29 protein-coding genes and 2 pseudogenes are annotated in these 25173 nt (G+C 22.6%); 25 read left to right on the top strand and 6 right to left on the bottom strand.

Annotation, left to right across the window (positions count from 1 at the left end):
- Positions 1–54 precede the first annotated feature (54 nt).
- The 7 genes from AC6I4F_RS03760 to AC6I4F_RS03730 all read left to right on the top strand — a co-directional run bounded on the left by AC6I4F_RS03760 (position 55) and on the right by AC6I4F_RS03730 (position 4433).
- A complete protein-coding gene (locus AC6I4F_RS03760) occupies positions 55–270 on the top strand; it encodes a hypothetical protein (RefSeq protein ID WP_497874446.1) in 216 nt (71 codons plus the stop codon).
- Between the two features lie 3 nt (positions 271–273).
- Positions 274–645 carry a hypothetical protein gene (locus tag AC6I4F_RS03755; RefSeq protein ID WP_497874445.1) on the top strand — a complete coding sequence of 124 codons (372 nt, stop codon included), beginning with the start codon at positions 274–276 and terminating at the stop codon, positions 643–645.
- A gap of 273 nt (positions 646–918) precedes the next feature.
- The gene (locus tag AC6I4F_RS03750) at positions 919–1278 is read left to right on the top strand and encodes a hypothetical protein (protein WP_497874444.1); all 360 of its coding nucleotides are present in this window, start codon (positions 919–921) and stop codon (positions 1276–1278) included.
- Positions 1279–2144: 866 nt separating this feature from the next.
- Positions 2145–2654, top strand: coding sequence for a Pycsar system effector family protein (locus tag AC6I4F_RS03745; RefSeq protein ID WP_497874443.1), 510 nt, complete (start codon positions 2145–2147; stop codon positions 2652–2654).
- A gap of 351 nt (positions 2655–3005) precedes the next feature.
- Positions 3006–3674: an anthrax toxin-like adenylyl cyclase domain-containing protein gene (locus AC6I4F_RS03740; protein ID WP_497874442.1), complete on the top strand. Its 669-nt coding sequence runs from the start codon at positions 3006–3008 to the stop codon at positions 3672–3674.
- 215 nt (positions 3675–3889) lie between these two features.
- Complete coding sequence (locus AC6I4F_RS03735; protein WP_497874441.1) at positions 3890–4045, top strand: hypothetical protein; 156 nt, start codon at positions 3890–3892, stop codon at positions 4043–4045.
- A gap of 130 nt (positions 4046–4175) precedes the next feature.
- The gene (locus AC6I4F_RS03730; protein WP_497874440.1) at positions 4176–4433 is read left to right on the top strand and encodes a hypothetical protein; all 258 of its coding nucleotides are present in this window, start codon (positions 4176–4178) and stop codon (positions 4431–4433) included.
- Here the strand turns inward: AC6I4F_RS03730 and AC6I4F_RS03725 are convergent.
- Positions 4408–6474 (bottom strand): hypothetical protein, encoded by a 2067-nt coding sequence (locus AC6I4F_RS03725; protein WP_497874439.1) that lies wholly within the window; start codon positions 6472–6474, stop codon positions 4408–4410. The two genes, AC6I4F_RS03730 and AC6I4F_RS03725, sit on opposite strands and share 26 nt — an antisense overlap.
- A gap of 126 nt (positions 6475–6600) precedes the next feature.
- On the opposite strand from AC6I4F_RS03725, the gene AC6I4F_RS03720 reads away from it, so the two are divergent.
- The 13 genes and pseudogenes from AC6I4F_RS03720 (at position 6601) to AC6I4F_RS03660 (ending at position 17639) form a co-directional block, all read left to right on the top strand.
- Complete coding sequence (locus AC6I4F_RS03720; RefSeq protein ID WP_497874438.1) at positions 6601–7494, top strand: hypothetical protein; 894 nt, start codon at positions 6601–6603, stop codon at positions 7492–7494.
- A 13-nt stretch (positions 7495–7507) separates the two neighbouring features.
- Complete coding sequence (locus tag AC6I4F_RS03715; protein ID WP_497874437.1) at positions 7508–8662, top strand: YitT family protein; 1155 nt, start codon at positions 7508–7510, stop codon at positions 8660–8662.
- A gap of 151 nt (positions 8663–8813) precedes the next feature.
- Entirely contained in the window at positions 8814–9848 is a 1035-nt protein-coding gene (locus AC6I4F_RS03710; RefSeq protein ID WP_497874436.1) for a DUF3137 domain-containing protein, read from the top strand.
- A 111-nt stretch (positions 9849–9959) separates the two neighbouring features.
- Positions 9960–10979 (top strand): hypothetical protein, encoded by a 1020-nt coding sequence (locus AC6I4F_RS03705; protein WP_497874435.1) that lies wholly within the window; start codon positions 9960–9962, stop codon positions 10977–10979.
- Between the two features lie 22 nt (positions 10980–11001).
- Positions 11002–11889, top strand: a complete 888-nt coding sequence (locus AC6I4F_RS03700; RefSeq protein ID WP_497874434.1) for a hypothetical protein — start codon at positions 11002–11004, stop codon at positions 11887–11889.
- 265 nt (positions 11890–12154) lie between these two features.
- Positions 12155–12565, top strand: a complete 411-nt coding sequence (locus tag AC6I4F_RS03695; protein WP_497874433.1) for a hypothetical protein — start codon at positions 12155–12157, stop codon at positions 12563–12565.
- Positions 12566–13054: 489 nt separating this feature from the next.
- A complete protein-coding gene (locus AC6I4F_RS03690) occupies positions 13055–13513 on the top strand; it encodes a hypothetical protein (protein ID WP_497874432.1) in 459 nt (152 codons plus the stop codon).
- A 376-nt stretch (positions 13514–13889) separates the two neighbouring features.
- The gene (locus tag AC6I4F_RS03685; RefSeq protein WP_497874431.1) at positions 13890–14474 is read left to right on the top strand and encodes a hypothetical protein; all 585 of its coding nucleotides are present in this window, start codon (positions 13890–13892) and stop codon (positions 14472–14474) included.
- Between the two features lie 58 nt (positions 14475–14532).
- Positions 14533–14766 (top strand): hypothetical protein, encoded by a 234-nt coding sequence (locus tag AC6I4F_RS03680; RefSeq protein ID WP_497874430.1) that lies wholly within the window; start codon positions 14533–14535, stop codon positions 14764–14766.
- Between the two features lie 172 nt (positions 14767–14938).
- Positions 14939–16051: pseudogene (locus AC6I4F_RS03675) on the top strand (IS3 family transposase).
- Positions 15961–16752 carry a hypothetical protein gene (locus AC6I4F_RS03670; protein ID WP_497874429.1) on the top strand — a complete coding sequence of 264 codons (792 nt, stop codon included), beginning with the start codon at positions 15961–15963 and terminating at the stop codon, positions 16750–16752. The pseudogene AC6I4F_RS03675 and the gene AC6I4F_RS03670 overlap by 91 nt, the downstream one beginning before the upstream one ends.
- A gap of 27 nt (positions 16753–16779) precedes the next feature.
- A pseudogene (locus tag AC6I4F_RS03665) lies at positions 16780–17175 on the top strand (transposase); the annotation flags it as partial.
- Between the two features lie 302 nt (positions 17176–17477).
- A complete protein-coding gene (locus AC6I4F_RS03660; RefSeq protein ID WP_497874428.1) occupies positions 17478–17639 on the top strand; it encodes a hypothetical protein in 162 nt (53 codons plus the stop codon).
- A 135-nt stretch (positions 17640–17774) separates the two neighbouring features.
- On the opposite strand, the gene AC6I4F_RS03655 is transcribed toward AC6I4F_RS03660, so the two are convergent.
- From AC6I4F_RS03655 to AC6I4F_RS03635, 5 genes are all read right to left on the bottom strand, one after another.
- Positions 17775–18599 carry an HAD family hydrolase gene (locus AC6I4F_RS03655; protein WP_497874427.1) on the bottom strand — a complete coding sequence of 275 codons (825 nt, stop codon included), beginning with the start codon at positions 18597–18599 and terminating at the stop codon, positions 17775–17777.
- 10 nt (positions 18600–18609) lie between these two features.
- Positions 18610–18951 (bottom strand): thioredoxin, encoded by a 342-nt coding sequence (trxA, locus tag AC6I4F_RS03650; RefSeq protein ID WP_497874426.1) that lies wholly within the window; start codon positions 18949–18951, stop codon positions 18610–18612.
- A gap of 354 nt (positions 18952–19305) precedes the next feature.
- Positions 19306–19617 (bottom strand): transposase, encoded by a 312-nt coding sequence (locus AC6I4F_RS03645; RefSeq protein WP_497874656.1) that lies wholly within the window; start codon positions 19615–19617, stop codon positions 19306–19308.
- 41 nt (positions 19618–19658) lie between these two features.
- Positions 19659–19925: an IS3 family transposase gene (locus AC6I4F_RS03640; RefSeq protein ID WP_497874425.1), complete on the bottom strand. Its 267-nt coding sequence runs from the start codon at positions 19923–19925 to the stop codon at positions 19659–19661.
- Between the two features lie 205 nt (positions 19926–20130).
- A complete protein-coding gene (locus AC6I4F_RS03635; protein ID WP_497874424.1) occupies positions 20131–20322 on the bottom strand; it encodes a transposase in 192 nt (63 codons plus the stop codon).
- Positions 20323–20400: 78 nt separating this feature from the next.
- Between AC6I4F_RS03635 and AC6I4F_RS03630 the strand changes: the two genes are divergently transcribed.
- The 5 genes from AC6I4F_RS03630 to AC6I4F_RS03610 all read left to right on the top strand — a co-directional run bounded on the left by AC6I4F_RS03630 (position 20401) and on the right by AC6I4F_RS03610 (position 24767).
- The gene (locus AC6I4F_RS03630) at positions 20401–20577 is read left to right on the top strand and encodes a hypothetical protein (protein WP_497874423.1); all 177 of its coding nucleotides are present in this window, start codon (positions 20401–20403) and stop codon (positions 20575–20577) included.
- 452 nt (positions 20578–21029) lie between these two features.
- Positions 21030–22412, top strand: a complete 1383-nt coding sequence (locus AC6I4F_RS03625) for an MFS transporter (protein WP_497874422.1) — start codon at positions 21030–21032, stop codon at positions 22410–22412.
- Between the two features lie 700 nt (positions 22413–23112).
- A complete protein-coding gene (locus tag AC6I4F_RS03620) occupies positions 23113–23286 on the top strand; it encodes a hypothetical protein (RefSeq protein WP_497874421.1) in 174 nt (57 codons plus the stop codon).
- A gap of 25 nt (positions 23287–23311) precedes the next feature.
- Complete coding sequence (locus AC6I4F_RS03615) at positions 23312–23500, top strand: hypothetical protein (RefSeq protein ID WP_497874420.1); 189 nt, start codon at positions 23312–23314, stop codon at positions 23498–23500.
- A gap of 140 nt (positions 23501–23640) precedes the next feature.
- A protein-coding gene (locus AC6I4F_RS03610; protein ID WP_497874655.1) for an IS3 family transposase occupies positions 23641–24767 on the top strand; the annotation gives its coding sequence in 2 pieces (ribosomal slippage) (positions 23641–23884 and positions 23884–24767; 1128 coding nt in all).
- Positions 24768–25173 lie beyond the last annotated feature (406 nt).

Genomic DNA, 25173 nt, shown 5'->3' with positions numbered 1-25173 from the left:
GATTTATTATTATTAAACATTGATTTACGTTTATTGTATTTAAAGCATTTTTTAATGATTGAAAATTATTTAAAAAATGCTTTATTACATCAACTTTTTAATGATAATGTTCAAAATTTAGATAATGCTACTTTTCTTAATCCAGAACACCTAGCTCAAATAAAAACAGCTTTAGGTTTGATTCGTGCTGGTTATAATAAATATAATAAAAGTGGTATTTTAAAATCACGAACAATACGCAGTTTAATAGAAGTTATATCATTTGAATAAACAATGAAATTATTACAAACTTTAAATGATAAAAGTATCGCTAAGATTGCTCATTATTTTGGTATCAAAGAATTTAATGATAGTAAAATTTTATTAGAACAGTTAGAGTATATTAAAGATGTTCGTAATTATTTATCACAGAATTTTAAAGTATTAGCAATTCAATTTAAGTATAAAGAACGGTTCGCTTATTATGAACAAACTTTAAGTGCAAATAATGATCATCATTATTTGCACTTATTAATTACTCGTTTTTCTAGTAAAAACCAATTAATAGAGCCATTTAATGTTGATTATGAAAATTTATTTAATAGTTATGATGTTAAAATTAATGATTGTGTTAAGGAAGATACTCAAAGTATAATCCATACTTAATATAGAAAAATTATTAAATTTTAGTATATTTAATTTAATAATTATATTATGATGATATCAATTAATTACTAGTGTAAAATAAACCATTGTCGTTTAAAAACGACAATGGTTTATTTTATTTAGAGTTAATGAAAATTAAAGAAAGTAGGAAAAGAAATGAAGTCAGAGTATAATGAAAAAAAAGATTTAAAAATTACAGAATTAAAATGATTTGACTTATTAAAAGAGTTATTTCCTTAGGAAATTATTAGTAAAAAAAATCTTTTTCAGATAATGAATCATTTTTATAAAAATTTAGAAGTAAAATATAAAGGTATATCTAATTATTTTGCTCAAAATATTGAAAAAACCGAAAATAGTATATTACTTAATACAATTTTTAATTTAAACAAAATGAAAATCACAGATAATATACAAAAGAGTTTTTTAAATTGTTTATTATTGAAAGGTAATGCTGAACAATTATATGTAAGTTTGTTAAAAATATCAGAAGTACAAAAGGCGCTTGATCAATTTATTGAAAGAAATAGTGAATCAGTTACAAGAAGTTTTTTTGCAACAGTAGTATTAGATATCAATAAAGAAGATACAGTATCTACTTTCGTTATTGAAAAAAATAATATTTCTTTATAATTAATTATATTTATAAACTTAAAATATTAGAAAATAATAAAAAACATTAAAGAAAATGGTTTAAATATTTAAGTATTTTATTAAAAAAAGAATTATAAAAATTACTATTATCCTATTTAAAATTTATTTAAATATAATATTTTAAGTTATAAAAATAATTAGAAATACTTAATTATTTATTTGATAGTATGTCGTAAATAATTAATAATTTTATTTTTTTATATAAAATATAATATTAAATTAATAAAAAATAAACTTATCAAAATATAATTTGATATTGATATTTGAACATAAAAAATAAAAACGTTATACTATCTCTGGAGTTAAATGGTAAAAGAATTATTGTTAAATATATTTAAATATATTAATTATTAATGTTTTAAATTATTATCAAAATAGTATTTAAAAATATTAACAAAAGTAAATTTATAATTAAAGTCAATTTTTATTAACAATATTAAAATATTAATGTAATTTTATAATTAATAATAACTTACAGTCAAATATTAATTTAATTGAATATGCTTTTATAAAACGTTCTAATTTTTAAAAATTTTCTTATCAAAAACCATAAAAATAATCTTAGTTTGAAAAAACCAAAAACTATTTTTTAGATAGTTTTTTTTATTAATAGTTAATAATAATTATCAAAGTTTGCGAAAAATAATCATAATGTTTTATAAAACAAAATTAAAAATAAACTTGATAAAAATAACTTCAAAGATAAGAATAGTTATTGTTTTTTAGTTACATTTAAATTTTTAAATGTAAGTTTAAAGAAATAGAAATTAAAAAAATAAAATTTAATTATTAATTTAATTTATTTTTTATTTAAAGCAATAACTAATAAAAAGGAAATTTAACTAATGAATGATAATGAAGTTAATTTACTAAATGAAATTAAGAAACAAATAGAAAGATTTGATGGAAAAGCTAGCATATTATCAGCTATTGCCGGTGCTCTTTTAGGACTGTCTTTTGGCTGAATACCAATATTTAAAAGTATTGAAAATTGTTGTAATATAACAATTAAAACATGTTTTTTAATTATTTTTGTATTTTTATATGTAATGTTTTTATGTTTAGCATTTTTATTTTTTATTTTAACAATTTTTCCAAGAAGTAAACCTAAAAAAATTAATAAAGTAAAAACAAATAATTCTAATATGTATTATAAAGATTTACAAAAAATGAAATCCGATAGTATTAGAGAAGGAATTTTACAAAATAAAGAAAACTATTTATCAGAACAAATTCAAATTAATTCTATTATAGCTTGTAAAAAACATAAAATGTTAGTTTTAGGTATTTTATTTTTAATTTTATCAATATTTTCAATTGTTATTTCTGTTTCACTTTATATATTTGTGACATAAAAAATAATTAAAGTATAAATTTTAATTTATATATAAAAATATTTACTGATATAAAAAAGAGTTTGATTGTTTAAAGTTTTAAGCACTCTTAATAGAGTGCTTTTTTATTTTAATAAGTATATTTATTTAATTAATTATTAAAATGTGTACACTTATTTTGGATATTTTTTTTAACAAAATAAAAAAATATCCAAATAATATTATGAAAAAAATATTTTTGTCGATTAAAAAATATCTAAAAAGAAAAAAATGTACTTGTATTTATTAAAATATGATAATCATATACAAAATGTGAAAAAATAGCATTAGAGTAAGTAAAAAATATATAAGATAAAGAAGGGAAAATAAAATATGGAAATTTATATTAATAAAAATGTTGAAAAATGTGAAAATAATGGATTTTTAGAGAAACACTTTCAAGGTTTTGTTAAAACTGCTCAAGAAGAAAATGTAGTTATTATTTTAAGACCCGTTAATCCAATTACTAAATATTTGTTACCACAAAAATATCCAACAAAATCATCAAGTATTAAAAATAAAAGTTCTGATTGAGGTATACAATCTGGCTTTATAATTTCTTTAGATGAGTTAACATTTTTAAGTAAGATAGGATTAAAAGATAATGAAACACAAACTGAAAAAATAGATCTTCTTTGTAAGAAATTTTCAATAAAATTAAATAAAAATAAAAAAGATAATAAAATAAATCCTGTTTCTTTAAAATTAAAAAATAATGAAACTATTTTAAAAATTACTAATGAACATGTTTTCTTTTTATTAGTTAACATGGAAAAATTTGGAATTATTGATGCTGAATTTTTTTTGGATAAAATTTTTGTTAAATGTTGTCAACCAAAAAATAAAAAAAATGAGATAGTACTTTATTTAGAAAAAGAAAAAAATAATAATATGTATAATGTTTATTATATTTTTGCGCTTGATGATGAAAATAATATTAAAAATTTAAATAATAGAGATTTAAAAGAAATAATAGAAATTTGTAAAGAAAAAAACCAATAATTCCTGATTATGATATTTTTGCGGTTTGTTGAGAAATAGATGATGCAATAAAAAATCATCAACCACGAATACCTACAAATTCATTTGCAGCATTTAAACTAAATAGTTGATCAGTTGGTTATAAAGAAAGATATTTTAAAAAAATTTTTAAAAAACCTAATAGTCGCGCAAAAGGCAAAGATTTTGAACAAGATGAAGAAGGTGGAGGAAATGTATTGGATAAAACTAAAGAATTTCTTGATAAATTAAATAAAAATTTAGGATATGAAAGAGGATTAAAGAATGAATTATGTCTGATTCATCATACTTTTGAACTTGTTAATCCTTATTCTAAAGGTTTTAATGAAAATTTTTATACATTTTTTACCTAATCAACAATTATTAACTGATTTTACATTTCCCAATGGAATAAAAGTAGATAAACAGACTATTTATTATTTTGCTGTTTATTAACCTTTTAATGATGGAATTTTTTTATGAGGAAAATTTCTAGAACATTTTTTGTTTTATATAAAAACAAAAGAATATTATGTTCCAAGTAATTGTTTTGTAAAACAAACTGATTTTTTAGGTTTTGCTAATTCATTTAATTCTTGAGTTAGAAAAATAAGAGAAGAACAAAGTGAAAGACGGAAATCTAATGAACTAAGTTTATCAGTTAATGTTGAAGCAGTAAATAGTTTAGAAAATGATAAACCTAATTCCAAAAAAATAAAAGAGCAGTTATTTTGTATTAATTCACATTTGTCTTTGTGTTAGATTCTTTTTTTTTAAATTGTTGTTTTAAGTATCAATCATAAATAATAGCAATAATAGTTAAAATGAAACCAATACTAAGAAAACCAGAAATAATATAACCTAAAGTATTACCACGCGCTTCATTAATTGTTCAATTAACTGCTAAATTTCTTAGATTATTAATTTCTGTTGCATTCATATTTTCTAGTTCCTTAAAAGTATAATTAAGTTTTAAAGCAGCATTTCATAATTTTATACCAGTATCAGTAGTTCAAAATTCAACAATAGGTAAATTATTACCATGATAAATAGTAAAATATTGTCAGTTGCTAATATTATTTCAATTAACAGTTTGTAGTAAATATACATTATTATTGCTTTTGGCATTTAATTTAAAAGTAGTTTTTGGTTTTAATGTTCATAAATTCATTTTATTCATAGTAGTACTATCAATAGTAATAATATTTACAAATTGGATAGTATTATCATAGTTAAAATTAATTGTAAAACCGTCATTAGTATTAGTGCTATTAATATCATATAAATTATTATTTACTATTCCAACATATTTAATATTAGTATTAGTACTATTATCTAGTGTTGGCAAAATATTTTGATTATATATTAATACATGGTAAGTTATTATTTCATCTTCAAATTTAATATTAATTTCAGAATTACTATTAATAATAGTCGTAATACTATTATTAATATTTGGTAATAATGGTTGATTATCATTAATAGTAATATCTTTTAGCTCATCATTAGTTACATTTAAAATTAAACTATTATTACTAATTCAATTATTAGTACTATTAACTGCAGTGATTTTATCTTTATCAATATATGAATTAATAAAATTAGTTAATTGTTCATCTTTAGTTTTATTAAATTTAATAGTATTAATTCGACTTCAATTGTTATTTTTACTATCACTTAGTAATAATTTACTTGTATTATTATTAATAAAACCAAGATTATCATTTATTCTTTGGAAATTGGCACAATAACCAATTTTAGTAAAAGTACCTAATTCATTTACAAAATAGCCAATTTCTTGTTCATCAATAAAAACACCTAAACCATCATGAAGTAAAATGAAATTATTCATATAATGTTCATTAATTTTTGTAAGTTTAATATCATTACTATAAGTAATGCTTAAATGATAAGATTGTCCAAAAAATTTGGAGTTATTTTTGAGATTTACGTTTAAAATCCCTTGATTGTTACCAGTCTTGCTAAAAAAAACAGTAGTAGTACTAAACAGTGGTTCCTTATTAATAATTAATGGTTTTGTTGTAGCATTACCATTATCATCTATTGTTAAATAAAATAATTGCCCATTAACATCACGAATAATGCCACCATTATCATTAATGGCAACAAAAGAATTTAATAGTATTGGATTAGGAACATTAATATTAATTGGTTTGATATTACCATCAACTTTTAGAATATAAGAATTTTGATCACCACCAACAAAAACGCCAAAAGTAGCATTTATAGTAGTAAAACTAGTTTTACCTTTTCCATAATGATAGGGAGTAACTAAGTTAGTTACTTTTCCGTCTGTATTAATTAAGTCAGCACCAATATCGGTACTAACGATATTATTACCAAAGTTAGTAAAAGTATGATTTGGAGTTTCAATGGCAGTAGCATCATCACTAATACCATTTTTAGTCATTAAAAATGAATTATTAATAAAATTACTATCATCACTTTTATGAAAATTATTTAAGGTAGCAATTCCTAAGTTATCATCAAATCTAATAAAATTACTAATTTGTAAGTCTAAATTATTATATGTGCCATCCTTATTTAATAAATAAGATTGTGCTTGTGAATTTGTAAAAATACCAGCAATAGAATTAGTTGAATCATTTTCATTTCAATTATAAAAATTTCCACTTTCAAAAGCTAAGGTTAAACTTTGTTCGTTTAGGATAGTATTTTCTGATTTTATTTCTTTATGATGATAATTATTTATTTTCACTTGGCTTAAATTAGTAAAAGTGACTAGTGAAATAGTAACTAGTGTATATAAAATTTTAAACATATTATCAATTCCTTTAATATAAATTAATATTAATTATAAAGATTTTGAAGATAGTGTATAGCAAAATAATAAAAATAAGTTACAATTTATATATGATATTTTATAAATTAAGGAATGATTATAATTATGAAAAAAATTTTAACATTAATGGGTACTATTTCTTTTGGTAGTGGAATAGTAACGCCAGTTTTAGCTTGTTCTGATCAACAACAAGATAGTATTTTAAAAGCAATTACTAATGGTAATGGTAATTATAATGGTTGAGAAGCAACTTTATCAAAAGTTGGTATTAAAAAACCAGTGGATGTTCCTATTGATGGTCAAAGACCTGAAAAAGAACAAGTTATTAAAAATGAAGCATTAGAAAACAGTCTTGCACAATCACTTGCCAAATTAATTTTAGATAAAAGAAATATTAAAGAACCAACTTGATTTGATAGTGAATTAGAAGTGGGTACTAAATGTTATTATTTTACGATTGATAATGGTAAAATAGATGAATCAACAAAAGCAAGAACTTGAGATGTTGATGCTTCAACTGGTAGAATTAGTATTAATATTACTTATCAAGTTGGAGTAGTAAATAATGATAAAATTTTTAAAGTTGAACAATACATAAAAAAAATTTTTAATATAAAATGTTCTTATACACAAAGCGATTACATAGTTTATAGTTGTGTTAGTGATGTTACTAAATTATCAGAACAAATAGTACCAATTAGTGTTGATGAAAAAACTAAACCTGATATTGATAAAACATATGCTGATTTTTCTCAAAAAACTAAAACTTTAGTTCAAGAAGGAATAAGTTTAGCATTAAATAATAATCCTCATGTTAATTCTGTTAATATTAATATCAAAGGAATTGATGGTCAAAAAGTTACAAGTTCTGGTCCTAATAAATTAGAACTTAAAGTTAATTTTGTGATTAGTTTTCAAGATTCATTAATTGACATGTCTTTACCTTCGCCTTATGATGATAGTAATTATGTTCCAACAATACTTAAATTTAATAGTTAAAAAGGAGTTTAATATGTCCAATAATTCAGAAGCAAAAAATAAAGATAAAGAGCCACCGTTAATTTTTGATGCCTTTACTTTTAAAAATATTGGTGTTAAGCAAGAGATCCATTCTTCATGAAAAAACTTTAATTGAAAAATAACTTCCAAAAATTTATTATTAATTTTTATTGGTGCTTTTTTAACAACTGTTTCCTTTTTTTATTTTATTAATCGTGCTGGTTTATATACTAATGGTTTATCAGCTTTTGCACAATTAATAGCTAAATTTATTGCCTTATCTTATAATGGCAGTATTACTGAACAAGAAACAACCCAAGCATTTTGATTTTATCCAGTATATTTTCTTATTAATGGTCCTATCATTATTTGAGGATTATTCAAGGTTGGATTTCGTTTTACTCTTTATACTATTATTTATTTGTTATTTCAAAACGTAATTAACTTTTTGTTAACATCAATTGATGTTCTTAAAAATTTTCAAGTTTTAGGTAATGAGCGATTAAAAGGTACTACAGATTATTGGAACTTAGTTTTACCATGTACTTTTATTTTTGCTGCTTTAGGTGGATTAATTTATGGTGCTGGTATTGGTATTTTATTTAAAACTGGTGGATCTAGTGGTGGTATGGATTTTATTAGTACTTATATTTCTATGAAACGTAAATATTCAATTGCTACTATTATTAGAAATACTAATATTATTATTGTTGTTATTGTTTTAATTCTTGATGGAACTTTTTTACAGAAAACTAGTCTTGTTGATAATTTTTTAGTTAGACCTTATTTTATGTCAACACTTGTTTATATTTATGTAGCAGTTTTTGTTATGAATAGAGTTTATCCAAAATATATGTTGATGAGTGTCTTTATTATTTCTAATGAATTAGAGCAAATCCGTAATGATATTTATCGAAATAATTATTTACGTGGTGGTAATATTTGAAATGTGAAAGGTTTGTATTCAGGTAATGAATATAAAATGATGATGACAACAATGTCATTATTAGAATATAATTTTTTTAAAACAAAAATAGTTAGAATTGATCCTAAAGTTTTTATGGTAGCAGTTCCTGCAAAATATATGCATGGTGGTAATGCAGGTAAACCTCCACAAAATGCACCTGTTAATATTACTGAAATTAATGATTTTTTAGAAAAAAACTAATAATATATATGTTATAATGTAATTAATTTTATAATAGTAGGTTTTTAGACTTCTAAATAGATTATTACATCTATAGTTAGTATTTTTCTATTTTTTATAAAACAAAATTAGTTATAAACTATATTAAGAATTAAAAAAGAATGGAATAATTATGAAACATAATTTATCACCAAAGGTTGTAAATGAGATTGTTAATAATATTCATACTGAATATAATAATGATAGTAATCATTGATGAATTAAATTAATAAATAATCGTTTATGAATTAGTTTATGAATTATTACTATCATTATTGCTCTAGTTGCTATTGGTGCTAGTATTGGTATTAACAAATCATCATTTATTAAAAAACCATTTACCATTATTAGTATTATTGGATTCATTGTTGGATGTTTTTTATTAGTACAGAGTTTTGTATTAAAAACTAAAATTCATGAAAAATTAATAGAAGAATTACCAATTATTAACTATTATCAATGAGTTATTAAAGATAATAATTCACAAATAAATTTAACAACTATTAGTGATTATTGAACAATTGAACCACAAGGTAATTTACCTTTAAATGAACAACCTAATTATTATAATTATTGCGAACAAGTAATGATAGGAAGTATTAATGGTCAAAATTTTAACTATGGAAGTATCATTAACCAAAAAGTTATGTATGAAACAAGTTCTGGGTATAATAGTGCTGCTCAAGTTATTGAAACAGAAAAAATTACTTGTTATTATACACGTTTTGTTTATTACACAACTATTATTAGGAATAATAATTTTACAATGACATTAACACCACGTAATATATTTTCAAAAAAATTTCGTAGTAAAAAGAAAGTTCAATTAGAATCACATTTATTTGAAGATTTATTTGAAGTAAAATGTGATAATCAAATTAAATTAAGATTAATTTTAGAACCAAAAGTAATGAATTTACTTAATGAATTTGCTTATAGTTTAGGAAATAAGGATTTACCAGTTATTCACATAGAAAATGAACAATTAATATTAAGTTGAAAATATGAATTAGGAAAAAATCCTTATAATGATGGAAAAGGAAAATTGATGGTTTTACCCGCTACTACTAATCTTGAAAAGTTTATTAATAAATTATTAGCAATGATTAGTAAAGATATTTTAAATTTAACGCAAGCACAAATGTGAGTTAATAGCTTACAATTATAATAATAATTTATATAAATTACTTTACAATAATTTAAAAATAAGGTAGATAAAATTATGAATAACTATGAATTATTAAAATCAAGTTGAAAATGATTTAACAATAAATATTTGATGCAGACGATCTTATGAATATTGTTAACAATTTGTTTGATTATTTGTGCAATTTTATGAGAAGTTAAAAGTAGTATTTTTAATAAAATTTTAACATTTGATTTTTTTAATAATGCTAGTATTACTGATGAAACTATTATTACTTTAAAAACTTATTTATATATTGCTATTTTTAGTAGTTGTATTGCAAGTAATACTTTAATATTTATTCAAATCAGATGTTGAATGAAAAAATATATTGAAAATAAATATAAGGTAATTTCAAATTTTGAAAATAATTTCTTTATTTTTAAAGCTTTATTAGTATTAAATGTTTCTAGCAACATTACTTATATTTTTTGTTTTACTAATGTTTTTACCACATTATTTGTTTTAACTTATTGATTTTGTTATTTTATTATTTATATTATTTTAGAAAAAATATTAGAAGAAAAAAATCAGATTCTTGGTAATCCTTGATGAAAAGATATAGAAAAACGATCATTATTTATTATTTTAGGTTTTGAAGTTTTATATTTAATTGTAAAAAATTCAATTTTGAATTTTACTAAGGGTGCTATTAATATTGATCAAGTTTTAAAGTACTTTATTCCCGCTAGTTCTTTAGCATTAATATTAGCAGTCTTTATTCAAAGTTTAGTTAAAAACGATGTTAAAACTATTTTAAAAAATATTAAAGATGTTAAAACCAAAGTTGATGATTTTAAAATATTTTATAATTGAGATTATAAAAATATCATTAGTGATTTTCTATTTGTTAAAGAAGCACCCATAATTATTCGAAATGAATTAAAACAAAAAGTATTAACTAATGAAGAAAAAAATAAAATATTTGAACTTTTACATGAAATTTATCAATTTCTAATATTTGTTGAAAAACAAAATATTAAAGTTAGTGAGTTGAAATATATTTATTATCATTTATTTTATGAAATAACAGATCGCGCTGAAATTTCACAAATTAAAAATAGAATCATTAATACAAAAAAGAAAAATTTGAAGATAATAATAAAAAAGTAGTGATTATCTAAGGAAGTTTATTATGAAAAAAATATTAAAAATTATAAGTGTTTTTGCATTTACTAGTATTACTAGTATTAATATTAGTGCATGTGATGTTTTTCAAAATTCATCAGTTGATTATCAGCAATTATTAGAAGATGCTGCAAATTTAATTGCTAATAATACTTATCCCAATTTTACTAATTTTTTAAAACCCGAAAATAAAACTCATGTTTCTGATTTTAAAAAATTAATTGAAGACAATATTTGGAACTTGTTTAATAATGCTCCAAAAGATTTTAGTAATATTACTTATGAAATTACTAATGGTCAAGATGAAATAAAAAAAATTAATAGTACTAACATTAAAATTCATTTAACTGTTTATAATAATTCTGCAGTAAAAGATTGTAGTTTTGATGCTAATTTTAGTCCATTACAAGATTATATAAATGAAAAATTAGAACCATTAGTTAATGGAAAACAATATTTATCAATTAATAAAAAGGATAGTGGTAGATTTTATAATAATTTAGTTACTGCTGGTGCTACTTTTAAAAGAGAAGAAAAAAATCAAAAAGAACAATATTTAAGAAATAATTCAGATGCAGCTGAAAATTTTTGAAAATCATTTCAAGAGTCAATTCCTTCTGAAGAAGTGAAAAACCCTTTACTTGGTAATATTTTAGTTCCACTGTTAAATTTTATTCCAAAAAAACCCGTTACTTGGTTAACTTTTGATAATTTTAAACCATATTTGTTAAATGCTGGTGGATATAATAATGTTATTGCTATTACTGGTAATAAAAAAATTGATGATAAATATTATGATTATATAAAAATTGGATTAGAGGGTAAAAATTCAAAGGATATTGCTTTTGGTAATAAATATGAAGGTTTAACTTTTATTTTTACTACTAATAGTTAATTAATAAATTTTTAGTTCCTTTTTGAAAAGATAAAAATTAATAATAAAAATTACTTTTATAACTAATTTTGTATTAAAAAAATTAAAAAAATATAGACAAGTTATAAAACACATGCTATTATTTTTTTATACCTTTTTAGGTTAAATAATATATGCGACTAAAAGAAGTAGTTTCATGTAATAATTATATTACTGGATGCTACTTTTTATTTTAAAAAAGTAGCAACTTAAAAAAATATTATTATATATGAAAGAAGTGTTTAAAATGTCTCCTTTATTTACAGGTAATCAAAATCCTAATATTCGTAGAATGTCTGATGATAGTGCAATAAGTTTATTGGGTTCAAGTGGTGATTTTTCTAGCATATCTAATAGTAGTACAATATCTATTTTTGAAGAAACTGCTATTAAAGAAAACAAATATTTATCAAAAATAACTAAACTTTTAGGTAAAAATATTACTTTTATTGTTGCTCTTTCTGGTAATATCACTGCTCAAATGATAATTAGTACTACTGTTCCTAAAACACCATGAAATTGACAAACTATTAAGGATAGTTTGATATTTAGTGGTATACTTATTGGTTGTGATACAACTATTGAACCTTTTATTTTTGATTCAATCGAAAATATTGAAAATTGAGTTATAGATAAATGAAAAAAACAATGAAAATAATATTAATGTAGGAAAAGAAATAATAAAAGTTATTCCTTTCTTATTATTTTTAAGTTATTCTGGTGTAATTTTGGATAGAGCTTCTAATAATATTTTAGATAGTTGAATTTACATTGAAATTCTTGGACAGACAACTATTGAATTTACTAGTTATGTGTTAAATATGACTTTTCATGGTGCAATCATTTCTAGGATAGAAAAAGTAATAAAATTAGGTTGAGAAAAAGTTAAAAGTTTATTTAATAACAATATTAATGATATAGAAAATCAACTTCTTAATATAGTGAACAAAATAGTGATGAAAATAGTAATTTTTTTTATAAAAATATTTTACCATTATTTTTTATAACACCAATATCAACGGCTATAACATGAGGTACTGAGAATTATATAACTAATCAAGAATTTACTTGAAAAAAACTGTCAACAGATGCTCCAAAAGTTATTGGTGGTATAACTCTTTCTCTAGTTTCATCTTTACTTAATTGTATGGTTAATAAAGAAGGAATACCATTTCTTCCAAAACTGAGTACTGTTATAGATACTATTAAAAGATGAACTGGTTATCAACAAAATAATGGTAATATTGAACAATCAGTAACATCATGTCAATCCTCTATTAATGATTCTTGTTTAGTAGATGTTTTTAGTGAATTAGAAAGTATTGAAGAATTTTCTAGTGTTATTGGACAATTATGTAATGAAGAAGAATGAAATTTTGAAAAATCAAAACTATCTTTTGAAAGTGATGAAGAATTTTTTTATGCTGTTGAAGAGCAGAAAATAGATAGTAATTTTGGATCTACTACTAAGCCAAGAAATAAATGTGGAACATTCAATAACTATTGTGAGGGTACAAATTCTTTGGATGGTGGAATTAGTAGTTCAATTCTTAAAACAGAGTTTGAACAATCATTTATTTCAAAGCCACGCTCATTTACTATATAAAAACAGTATATAGTAAATGTATAATAATATTTCTATATTATATAATTATGTGATTTTGAAATTTAATAAATCAAAAAAAGTATTTTAGTAAATTAAACTACTTTTTTTATTGTATATTTATTTTTTCAATTATAAATTTAAATTGGGATTTAATCAAAATACCATATAATTCAATATTATTTTATACTTTTTTAAATTTACAATTGTTTATATTAAATAAAATTAAAAAAATTATATTTTTGATGAATCTTAATATTGGTACAAGGAAACTACTGATATAAATCAGAACTATTCTGATATTTTTATTTTTAAATTTAATTAAAAATCAGATTATAAAAAATGTTATTTTTAACATATATAGAAGAAGAAAAAATCAATGGATACTAGTGATGAAGAAAATATTTCTGTAGAAGATTTACAAAAGCAACTAGAAAAAATTACTCAAGAAAAAGAGGAAGTTCAATCTAAATTAGATGAAACTAGTAAGGCTAAAGAAGAAGTAGAGTCTAAGTTAGAAGAAGCGAATAAAGAAATTGAAAAATTAAGAAAACAATTAAATGAAAAAGATAATAACGAAATAAAGCCTAATCCTAAAATTGAATTATTAAAAGAGAAATTAGAAAGACTTGAAAAGAAATTAAAAGAAAAGGAAAAAGAAATTCAAAATATTAAAAATGATCCAAAGTCATTAGAGAACTTAGAAACTAATATAGAAGAAAAAGAAACTATTGAAAAACAAATCAATAGTGTTAAAAAACAATTGGAAATTTTAATAAAAGAAGAAGAAAAAAATAAGATTCATTTAATTAATTGTCAAATTTTACAAGAGCAATTAAAAGAGAAAAATGAAAAACTTGATAATTGTCAATCTAATGAAAAAAATGATAATAGTCAATGTTGTGAAACAATTAATAAAAAGATGGATCAACAATTAGTAGTTATACTTCAATCCTTGGTGTAACAGGTTACTATCAACAAGAATTACAATTTCATACTAGAGCAAAAATGCCTTGTTTTAAATGCCATACTATTATCAAAAAAATAAAAATAATTTAATTAAAGAAAAAGAACAATTTGTAAAAGATGCTGATTATGATAAAGCAGCTAAAATTGATAAAGAAATTAAAGATTTAGAACAAAAACAAAAAGATTTAGAAAAAGAACTTTTAGAAAATAATAAAAAAGAACTTCAAGAAAAAATAAATAATAATAATAATAATAATAGTAACAATAATATTTGTTCTAAAGAATAAGTTATTGGTGAATTTACTATTACAAAGGTAACCACAATTGAAGCATTTAATAGTACTAATAGTATTAGAGAAATGATTGCTAATAAAATAAAAATCTGGATGGGTTACACTTTATTGGACACTAATTACGTAGACAAGTGAACAAATTAGTTAAAAGAAAGGAATTATAATTATGGCCAATATTAACTCATATTCAGATGAATTTAAAAAACAAATAGTAGCTTTATATCAAAGTGGTAAGTCAGTGTCTTGTCTTGCTAAAGAGTACAATGTTACAAGAGCAGCTACTTATAATTGAATTAAGCAATTTACTAATTCAGGCAGTTTTAAAACCAAAGATAACCGTTCTATTGAAGAAAATGAATTAATTAAATTAAGAAAAGAATTAAAACAATTAAGAATGGAAAATGATATTTTAAAGCAAGCAGCACTAATAATAGGCAGAAAATAGAAATTATTATCAAAAATAAACTTAAATATAAAATTCGTACAATGTGTCGTTTTTTAAAAATCTCTAAATCAACATATTATTTTAATTTCAAGAAAAAAAATAAAAATTCAAAATAATATTCATGATGAAACTGTTATTAGTGCTTTTAAAGAAAATAAAGAAGCTTATGGAACAAGAAAATAAAAAAATATTAAACACAAGAAAAGAAAATTAATTTATCAAGACGAAAAATTAAAAAAAATTATGAATAAACATAATTTAATATCAAAATACACTAAATTATCATAATAAAGTCAATGATAGTCAAATTACTAATCTTGTTAATAGAGACTTTAATAATAGGCTTAAAAATGAAGTTATTGTAGTGATTTAACTTATGTTCAAGTTGATGGTAAATGAAACTATATTTGCTTATTAATCGACCTGTACAATCGCGAAATTATTGGACATAGTGTAGGTACTAAAAAAGATGCATCATTATTATATCAAGCATTTATTTGCTCAAATCGTTGTTTAAAAAATATTGAAATATTTCATAGCGATCGCGGTAATGAATTTAATAATAAAAGTTTATCAATAGTTTTATTAGCATTCAATATTACCCAATCTTTAAGCAAAAAAGGTTGTCCTTATGATAACGCTGTTGCTGAAGCAACTTTCAAAACTTTCAAAACAGAGTTTAATAATGATAAAAATTTTACATCATTAATCCAATTAAAATTAGAATTATTTGCTTATATCAATTGATACAACAACATAAGAATCCACAGCACTCTAAACTACTTAACCCCCATAAAACACCAAGCACAAATGTCTACCAAAAAACAGTCCTAAAAAAAGTTGCCATTCCAGTTACTAAAATTATTGATTTAATTATTGATAATAAAGATATTTATAATTTTATTTATAATCTACTATTTAATATTAGCGACAAAAACTATTCATTAAACTATATTTTTGATAAAGATAATAATTTAATTGAAATTTATTATAATAAATTTAAAAATGATAATATTACACAAAATGTAAATTTTAATTATACTACTAATTATAATGGAACAGATTCTACAAATGTTTATAATAGTGAGCAAAAAAATATAAAAATTATCCCCACATGTACTAGTGTGGAGGAAAAAATTAATTGAAATGAATTCAATAGCATATTTCAAAATGAAAATGATTGTTTGAAATATATAGCGAAGTTGAAAGTAATGAAATGTATCAGGTCTGCTTCTTCTAGTTTGAATGTTTCTGATTTGAGAAGAATAAGATGTTTGAAATGTCATCAAACATTTAGTATTCTTCATGACACCATTTTTCACAAGTCACAAACACCTTTGACATCTTGGTTTTATCTCATCTTTAGATGAATAAACACAAAGCATGGTATACCATCAACAGATGTTGCAAGGGAATTGGGTCTGACATATAAAACAGCTTGAAGAATGGGTCATGAAATCAGAACTAGAATTTGGAATCAAGATGCAGGGTTCATTGATGATGGCACAGCACAGATGGATGAAATGTATCTTTAACATGTAGGTTTTAAAAAACAAGGAAGATCCTTGCTGAATAAAACCTTAATTGTTGGAGTTTATGAGAAAACCAGCAACAAACTAATTGTGAAAGTATTAAAAAAAGCAGATGAGAAAAACCTTTTATGATTTGCATTGAAACACATTTCTATTGGGTGTTGTTTGTTTACGGATTCTTGGAAGGAATATGGAAGTTTCAAAAACTTCTATCACAAACATGAAATAGTAAATCATGAAGTTGGGTATGTGTCATCAACAGGTGTAAACACAAACCAGATTGAATCTGCATGAAAACACATCCGACGAACTTTCCGAACACACATAAAAGTTTCAAAACACAATATTCATTTATATGCAAAAGAAACTGCATATAAATTCAATAAGATACCTAGTTTTGAAACTATAATTTTGTGTTTGATTTAGATACATGTGGGGATAATTTCCTAGATAGGCTTTTATCTCCATTTATGTGATAAAATTTAAAAATAGTACATAAAGGGATAAAAGCCAAAAATATATTTTCAAATTGAACTAACTATGCTAAATCTTGTGATGACTTTACTACTTTATTTCCTATTATCAGTTTTGATAATAATTCTTTTATTTCTGCTGGTGATTCAAGTCAAAGTACTCAAAAACATAATATTAAAATTAGCACAAAAGATATAACAGAAGCGATTGATAATTCTGCTAAAATTGAAAATAATTTTTCTGTAAGTGGTTTTATGTGACATGCATATATTAATTCATCTGTTTTTATTTGACATGATTCTTCTGGTATTTATATTAAATTTTGAATTGGTGAAGATTCATTTTTTTATAATGATATTCTTACTTTTTCTATAGTATTAGATAAAGCTACTTTTAATAATTCAATTAATAGTTAGTTTATATTAAAAGAATGTAAATTTGAAAAATATTTATTTAAGTATAAAGGATATTTAATTAAAAATGCTGGAAAATTACCAGTATTTTTAAAGTTTTATTTAAAAATAAATTATATTAGAAAATTAAACTATTATTTATTCAAACTCTGATTTAGGCAATACATATTTATCGATAGCTTTTGCAACACCACCACAAGTATTTTTACTAGTAACATCATATGCTATTTCTTTTAAATTAGGATGAGCATTTTGCATTGCAATACCATATTTAGCCCACTTTATTAATTTATAATCATTCATACCATCACCACAAGCTAGTACTTGGTCAGGAGTAATATTTCATTTTTTGCATAAAAATTGTACAGCAACAGCTTTATTAACACCAATTGGATTAATTTCGATAACACTATGAGAAGAAGTAGCAAGTTCTAAATCTTTTATAGTATTTAATTGTTCTAAAATTGGATTAACTTGTTTTTTCTTTTTACAAAATAATAAAATTTTATACATACCATCATCGGTATTATCATCAATTTGTTTAGTTGGTAGGTTATTAAAATTTTCCATAATTTTAACTTTTAGTGATCTACGATTAATTAAGCCTGTTTTATTATCGGTACTATATCCTCACATTGCTAAATTATTTTTATTAGCAAATTTAACTATTGTTTGTATTTGCTCTTTTGTTAATGATTTTTCATATAATATATCTAATCTATTATCATTAGTAATATCAAGGATGTTACCACCATTATAACAAATAATATGACCGGTTTTTTCGTGCATTAAACATGCTTTTGCAATATCAATGGTTGAACTTGGTGCTCTTCCTGTTGCAATAATAACTTTAATATTTTTTTGATATGCTTTTTGAATTGCAATTAGATTTTTAGGATGAATTTTTCATCTACTTTTTAGTAAAGTTCCATCTAGATCAAGAACAATTAATTTAATAGCCATTATAAATACCTTATTTTCCCATTTCTTCGATAATATTAGTCATATCTTTTTCAGAAACTAAACTAAAAGTTTTTTTAACTTCTTTTCCTTCTTTATTAAAATAAATTAATGTTGGAATTGATTGGATTTCATATTCTTTTGCTAGTTCTTTAGCTTTGTCAATATCAACTTTAATAAAATTAATATTTTTGTGTTTTTCGTCATTAGCAACATTTTCAAATCTCGGCCCTAACATTTTACAAGGACCACATCATTCTGCTGAAAAATCAATTACTGTTATTTTTTTTGATTGTAAAAGTTGCTCAACTTCTTTTATAGAATTAATATGTTGTATTTTGCTTTCATTATGCATGTGTTCACTACCTTTTCTTTTAATTTATTTTATGGTTTAATTCTATCATTAGTTTTAATTTTTAAAACATTAAACGATAAAATAATTTTTTTAATTTTAGTTATTACTATATAAATATTTATAATTTTTTTAGAATAAATTTATAAGAAAATTGTAAATTATTTTGGAAATTATCCCCACATGTACTAGTGTAGAGGAAAAAATGAATTGAAATGAATTCAATAGCATATGGAATGGCAACTTTTTTTAGGACTGTTTTTTGGTAGACATTTGTGCTTGGTGTTTTATGGGGGTTAAGTAGTTTAGAGTGCTGTGGATTCTTATGTTGTTGTATCAATTGATACAATCAAATAATTATAATTTTAATTGGATTAATGATGTAAAATTTTTATCATTAATAAACTCTGTTTTGAAAGTTTTGAAAGTTGCTTCAGCAACAGCGTTATCATAAGGACAACCTTTTTTGCTTAAAGAGTGGGTAATATTGAAGGCTAATAAAATTTTATCAATAGTTTTATTATTAAATTCATTACCGCGATCGCTATGAAATATTTGAATATTTTTTAAACAACGATTTGAGCACATAAATGCTTGATATAATAATGATGCATCTTTTTTAGTACCTACACTATGTCCAATAATTTCGCGATTGTACAGGTCGATTAATAAGCAAATATAGTTTCATTTACCATTAACTTGAACATAAGTTAATCACTAACAATAACTTCATTTTTAAGCCTATTATTAAAGTCTCTATTAACAAGATTAGTAATTTGACTATCATTGACTTTATTATGATAATTTTTGTATGATAATTTAGTGTATTTTGATATTAAATTATGTTTATTCATAATTTTTTGAATTTTTCGTCTTGATAAATTAATTTTCTTTTCTTTTAGAACAACTTTTAATCTTCTTGTTCCATAAGCTTCTTTATTTTCTTTAAAAGCACTAATAACAGTTTCATCATACATATTATTTTGAATTTTATCTTTTTTTTCTTGAAATTAAAATAATATTTTAATTTAGAGATTTTTAAAAAACGACACATTGTACGAATTTTATATTTAACTTTATTTTTAGTAATAATTTCTATTTTCTGCCTATTATTAGTGCTGCTTGCTTTAAAATATCATTTTCCATTCTTAATTGTCTTAATTCTTTTCTTAATTTAATTAATTAATTTTCTTCAACAGAACGGTTATCTTTGTTTTTAAAACTGCCTGAATTAGTAAATTGCTTAATTCAATTATAAGTAGCTGCTCTTGTAACATTGTACTCTTTAGCAAGACAAGACACTGACTTACCACTTTGATATAAAACTACTATTTGTTTTTTAAATTCATCTGAATATGAGTTAATATTGGCCATAATTATAATTCCTTTCTTTTAACTAATTTGTTCACTTGTTTACGTAATTAGTGTCCAATAAAGTGTAACCCATTCAATTTGTCATCAAAAGGTGTAAACACAAACCAGATTGAATCTGCATGAAAACACATCCGACGAACTTTCCGAACACACATAAAATTTTCAAAACACAATATTCATTTATATGAAAAAGAAACTGCATATAAATCCAATAAGATACCTAGTTTTGAAACTATAATTTTGTGTTTGATTTAGATACATGAGGGGATAATTTCCTAGATAGGCTTTTATCTCCGTTTATGTGATAAAATTTAAAAATAGTACATAAAGGGATAAAAGCCATATTTTTTTTAAAATTAAAGAAATATCTTTTCAATTTTAGAATATATCTGTTATAATCTGAAATATATAGGTTAGAACTAAACAATTTGAGAAGGGGATAAATAAATTATTGCTACATTTTATAAAACTGTTTAATAAATAAATGTAAATGAATTTTAAAAGGTGTAGAGTTAATGTTTATTTATGGTATTTCAAAAAAATAGTTTGGTAGAGAGTTATTTTTTAATTTTTAATATTATTTATTTTTCCACAAAAACAAAAATTGTAAAAACCTATGTGTTAAAGTATGTTTATATTAAGTTTTTAAGAGCAGGTTATTTGGGTTACTATAATTTATGCATCCTTTTAGAAGGAGAGTAAAAAAAATGTCTGTTTTTAATAGACTTGCATGTGTTTTTAAGCCACCTGCAAAAAAAGAAATTTTTAGTGAAGACTTAAAGCAAGTTAATAAAAAATTTATTATTTTACGTAATCAAGTTTTTGGTTTTAGCATTTTATCATATATTCTTTACTACTTTACTCGTCAAGCGTATACAGTAGCGGGTTCTGCTTTAGAAAGCAATGGTAGCATAACTAAAATGGAGTATGCTTTAATGGGAACAATTTTTGCGGTTGTTTATGGGGGTGCTAAATTTATTGTTGGAAATGTCGCTGACCGTAGTTCAGGAAGAGTAATCATGATTGTTGGATTATTTGTTTCTTCTATTTTAAATATTATTATGGGTGGTGTAGTTGCTTTTGCTGGAACTAAAATTAGTGTTGGCCCATTTGTAATGATGTTGAGTTTGATTGCGATGTTGGCTGTTTTCCAAGGTATGGGTTGACCAGCTACAGCTAGACTATTTTCTCATTGATTTACTGATAAAGAACGTTCAGGACGTATTGGAATTTGAAACTCAGGACAAAATATTGGTGCTGCTTTATTACCAGTTGTTGTTATTTCTTTAGTAACAGTACTTGATCCGGGTGGAACAATTTATGGTTTATATTTTTGAATTCCTAGTATTTTTGCTTTAGTTATGATTCCATTATGTTTATGAGGATTACGTGATCGCCCCGAAGCAGAAGGGTTACCTACTGTTGAAAAATGAAAAGGTGTTCTAGAACATAAAGAAGAAAAAGCAGAACTTAATTGAAAAGAAATTTTTGTAAAGTATATTTTAAAAAATAAATTTTTATGAATATTAGCATTTGCTAATATTTGAGTATATGTTGTACGACAAGGAATGGCAGGATGAACATTAATTTTAATGAAAGATGTTCATGGTTTAGATTTAAAACATAGTAAATGATTTGCTGCCTGTTTTGAATTATCTGGTTTATTTGGTGGTATTTCTGCAGCATATTTTGCTAAGTGATTTTTTAATAATCGTAAAGCACCATTAATGATATTTGGATTATTAATTGCACTTTGTGGACTGGTTTTATTGCAAGTTGCTCCTCGTGGTAATATGCCTATGCTTATTTCTGCTTTAATGATTGCTGGTTTTGGTGTTTATATGCCACAAGCGATGATTGGTGCTACTGCTATTGAACTAACAAATAAGAAAGCAGCCGCTACTGCTTCAGGATTTACAGGATTATCTGGTTATTTTCTTGGTGATGCTTTTTTTTCAAAAGTAGTAATTGCTGGTTTTGGTAATGAAAACTGAGATTATGTATTTTATTACTTTTATGGTTGTATTGCTGCTGCTATTATTTCATTAACTTTACTATGAACAAAAAATCAAGATAATAAAATATTATAAAAATATTATTAAATTAGCACCCTTATTATGGTGCTAATTTTTTTTATTTAAAATGATATTTTAATAATAAAATTAATAAAATTTTATTAATTTTCAAAGTTGCGGTGTTATAATAAATTTAAGACACACAAAATTATTGGTTATTAGCCTACTAGTATTATTTTTTATTTTTACTAAGTAGTTTTTTTTATGTTTTTTTGTAATGTCTTAAAGGAAAAATATATTGTTATTTTAAAATAAATCTAGTTATATATTCTTATTTTTTATTTAATGAAATTACAATATATTATTTATGGGGTTTTTCTTTTACATATTGATAGAAAAAATAAAATTTAGTTGATTCAATTATTCTTTGTAAGTAAAACAATAATTTCTTATATATATAAATATATATATTATGAACTTTTAGTTTTAATTTAAATAGTTCTATTAAAAAGAGATATTGGAATAAAATCAATAAATATAAGAAAATTGAATTAATATAAAAACATATAAATAGAACATTTAACACAAATATTAAAATTTCAAAATAAAACGTATATTTCTTTAAAAAGAAAATTAAAATATTGTGTTAATTTTAAAATATGTTTAAAAAATCTTTGGAAACTTTTCTCAATCTTTATGCAATAAAATTTTAATTATACATAATAGAGAAAACGTGTTATTAATATAAGTTTAAAAAGGAAAGAAGCAAAGACAAATGTGTCCAATAAATGGTAATAGTGCCAGTATAAGAAATCAAAATATGGAATCTTTAGTGGTGGGAGTAGAAAAAAATAATGAAATAGTTATTACTAAAACTAAAAAAATTAGGAAATTATCCCCACATGTACTAGTGTCGAGGAAAAAATGAATTGAAATAATTTTTCAATAGCATATTTAAAAATGAAAACAATTGTTTGAAATATATAGCGAAGTTGAAAGTAATGAAATGTATCGGGTGTGCTTCTTCTAGTTTGAATGTTTCTGATTTGAGAATACTAAATGTTTGAAATGTCATCAAACATTTAGTATTCTTCATGACACCATTTTTCACAAGTCACAAACACCTTTGACATCTTGGTTTTATCTCATCTTTAGATGAATAAACACAAAGCATGGTATACCATCAATAGATGTTGCAAGGGAATTGGGTGTGACATATAAAACAGCTTGAAGAATGGGTCATGAAATCAGAACTAGAATTTGGAATCAAGATGCAGGGTTCATTGATGATGGCACAGCACAGATGGATGAAATGTATCTTTCACATGTAGGTTTTAAAAAACAAATAGTAACTTTATATCAAAGTGGTAAGTCAGTGTCTTGTCTTGCTAAAGAGTACAATGTTACAAGAGCAGCTACTTATAATTGAATTAAGCAATTTACTAATTCAGGCAGTTTTAAAACTAAATATAACCGTTCTGTTGAAGAAAATGAATTAATTAAATTAAGAAAAGAATTAAAACAATTACGAATGGAAAATGATATTTTAAAGCAAGCAGCACTAATAATAGGCAGAAAATAGAAATTATTACTAAAAATAAAGTTAAATATAAAATTCGTACAATGTGTCGTTTTTTTAAAATCTCTAAATCAACATATTATTTTAATTTCAAGAAAAAAGAAGATAAAATTCAAAATAATATGTATGATGAAGCTGTTATTAGTGCTTTTAAAGAAAATAAAGAAGCTTATGGAACAAGAAGATTAAAAGTTGTTCTAAAAGAAAAGAAAATTAATTTATCAAGACGAAAAATTAAAAAAATTATGAATAAACATAATTTAATATCAAAATACACTAAATTATCATACAAAAATTATCATAATAAAGTCAATGATAGTCAAATTACTAATCTTTTTAATAGAGACTTTAATAATAGGCTTAAAAATGAAGTTATTGTTAGTGATTTAACTTATGTTCAAGTTAATGGTAAATGAAACTATATTTGCTTATTAATCGAACTGTACAATCGCGAAATTATTGGACATAGTGTAGGTACTAAAAAAGATGCATCATTAGTATATCAAGCATTTATGTGCTCAAATCGTTGTTTAAAAAATATTCAAATATTTCATAGCGATCGCGGTAATGAATTTAATAATAAAACTATTGATAAACTTTTATTAGCCTTCAATATTACCCACTCTTTAAGCAAAAAAGGTTGTCCTTATGATAACGCTGTTGCTGAAGCAACTTTCAAAACTTTCAAAACAGAGTTTAATAATGATAAAAATTTTACATCATTAATCCAATTAAAATTAGAATTATTTGATTGTATCAATTGATACAACAACATAAGAATCCACAGCACTCTAAACTACTTAACCCCCATAAAACACCAAGCACAAATGTCTACCAAAAAACAGTCCTAAAAAAAGTTGCCATTCCAAGCCAAAATTAAAATATAAACAAAAAAAACAACAAAAGATTATTGATGAAGTATTATCTCAATTACCAAATATAAAAAATCAAGCAAATGGAAATACTGCTAGTGATGGAAGAAGTTTTCTTACTAGAAGAATAAATGGTCATATTAATAATATTAATGAATGAGATGAAAATGATGTGCAAGATATAAATAACTCAGATAGAGAATATCTTATTCCTAATAATAATCATAATCATGATCGTTCTATTATCCAATGCGTAACTATCTAATTATATTAATATAGTGAAAAGATTCCTACTTTTAATTTCATTAAAAGTAGGAATTAATATATATGAAAAATATTTAAAAATATTAAAATCATTTTTATTTATAAAAAGTTTAAATTATAA

The organism is Spiroplasma ixodetis (assembly GCF_059729505.1).
This window is presented reverse-complemented; position numbering and strand designations above follow the sequence as displayed.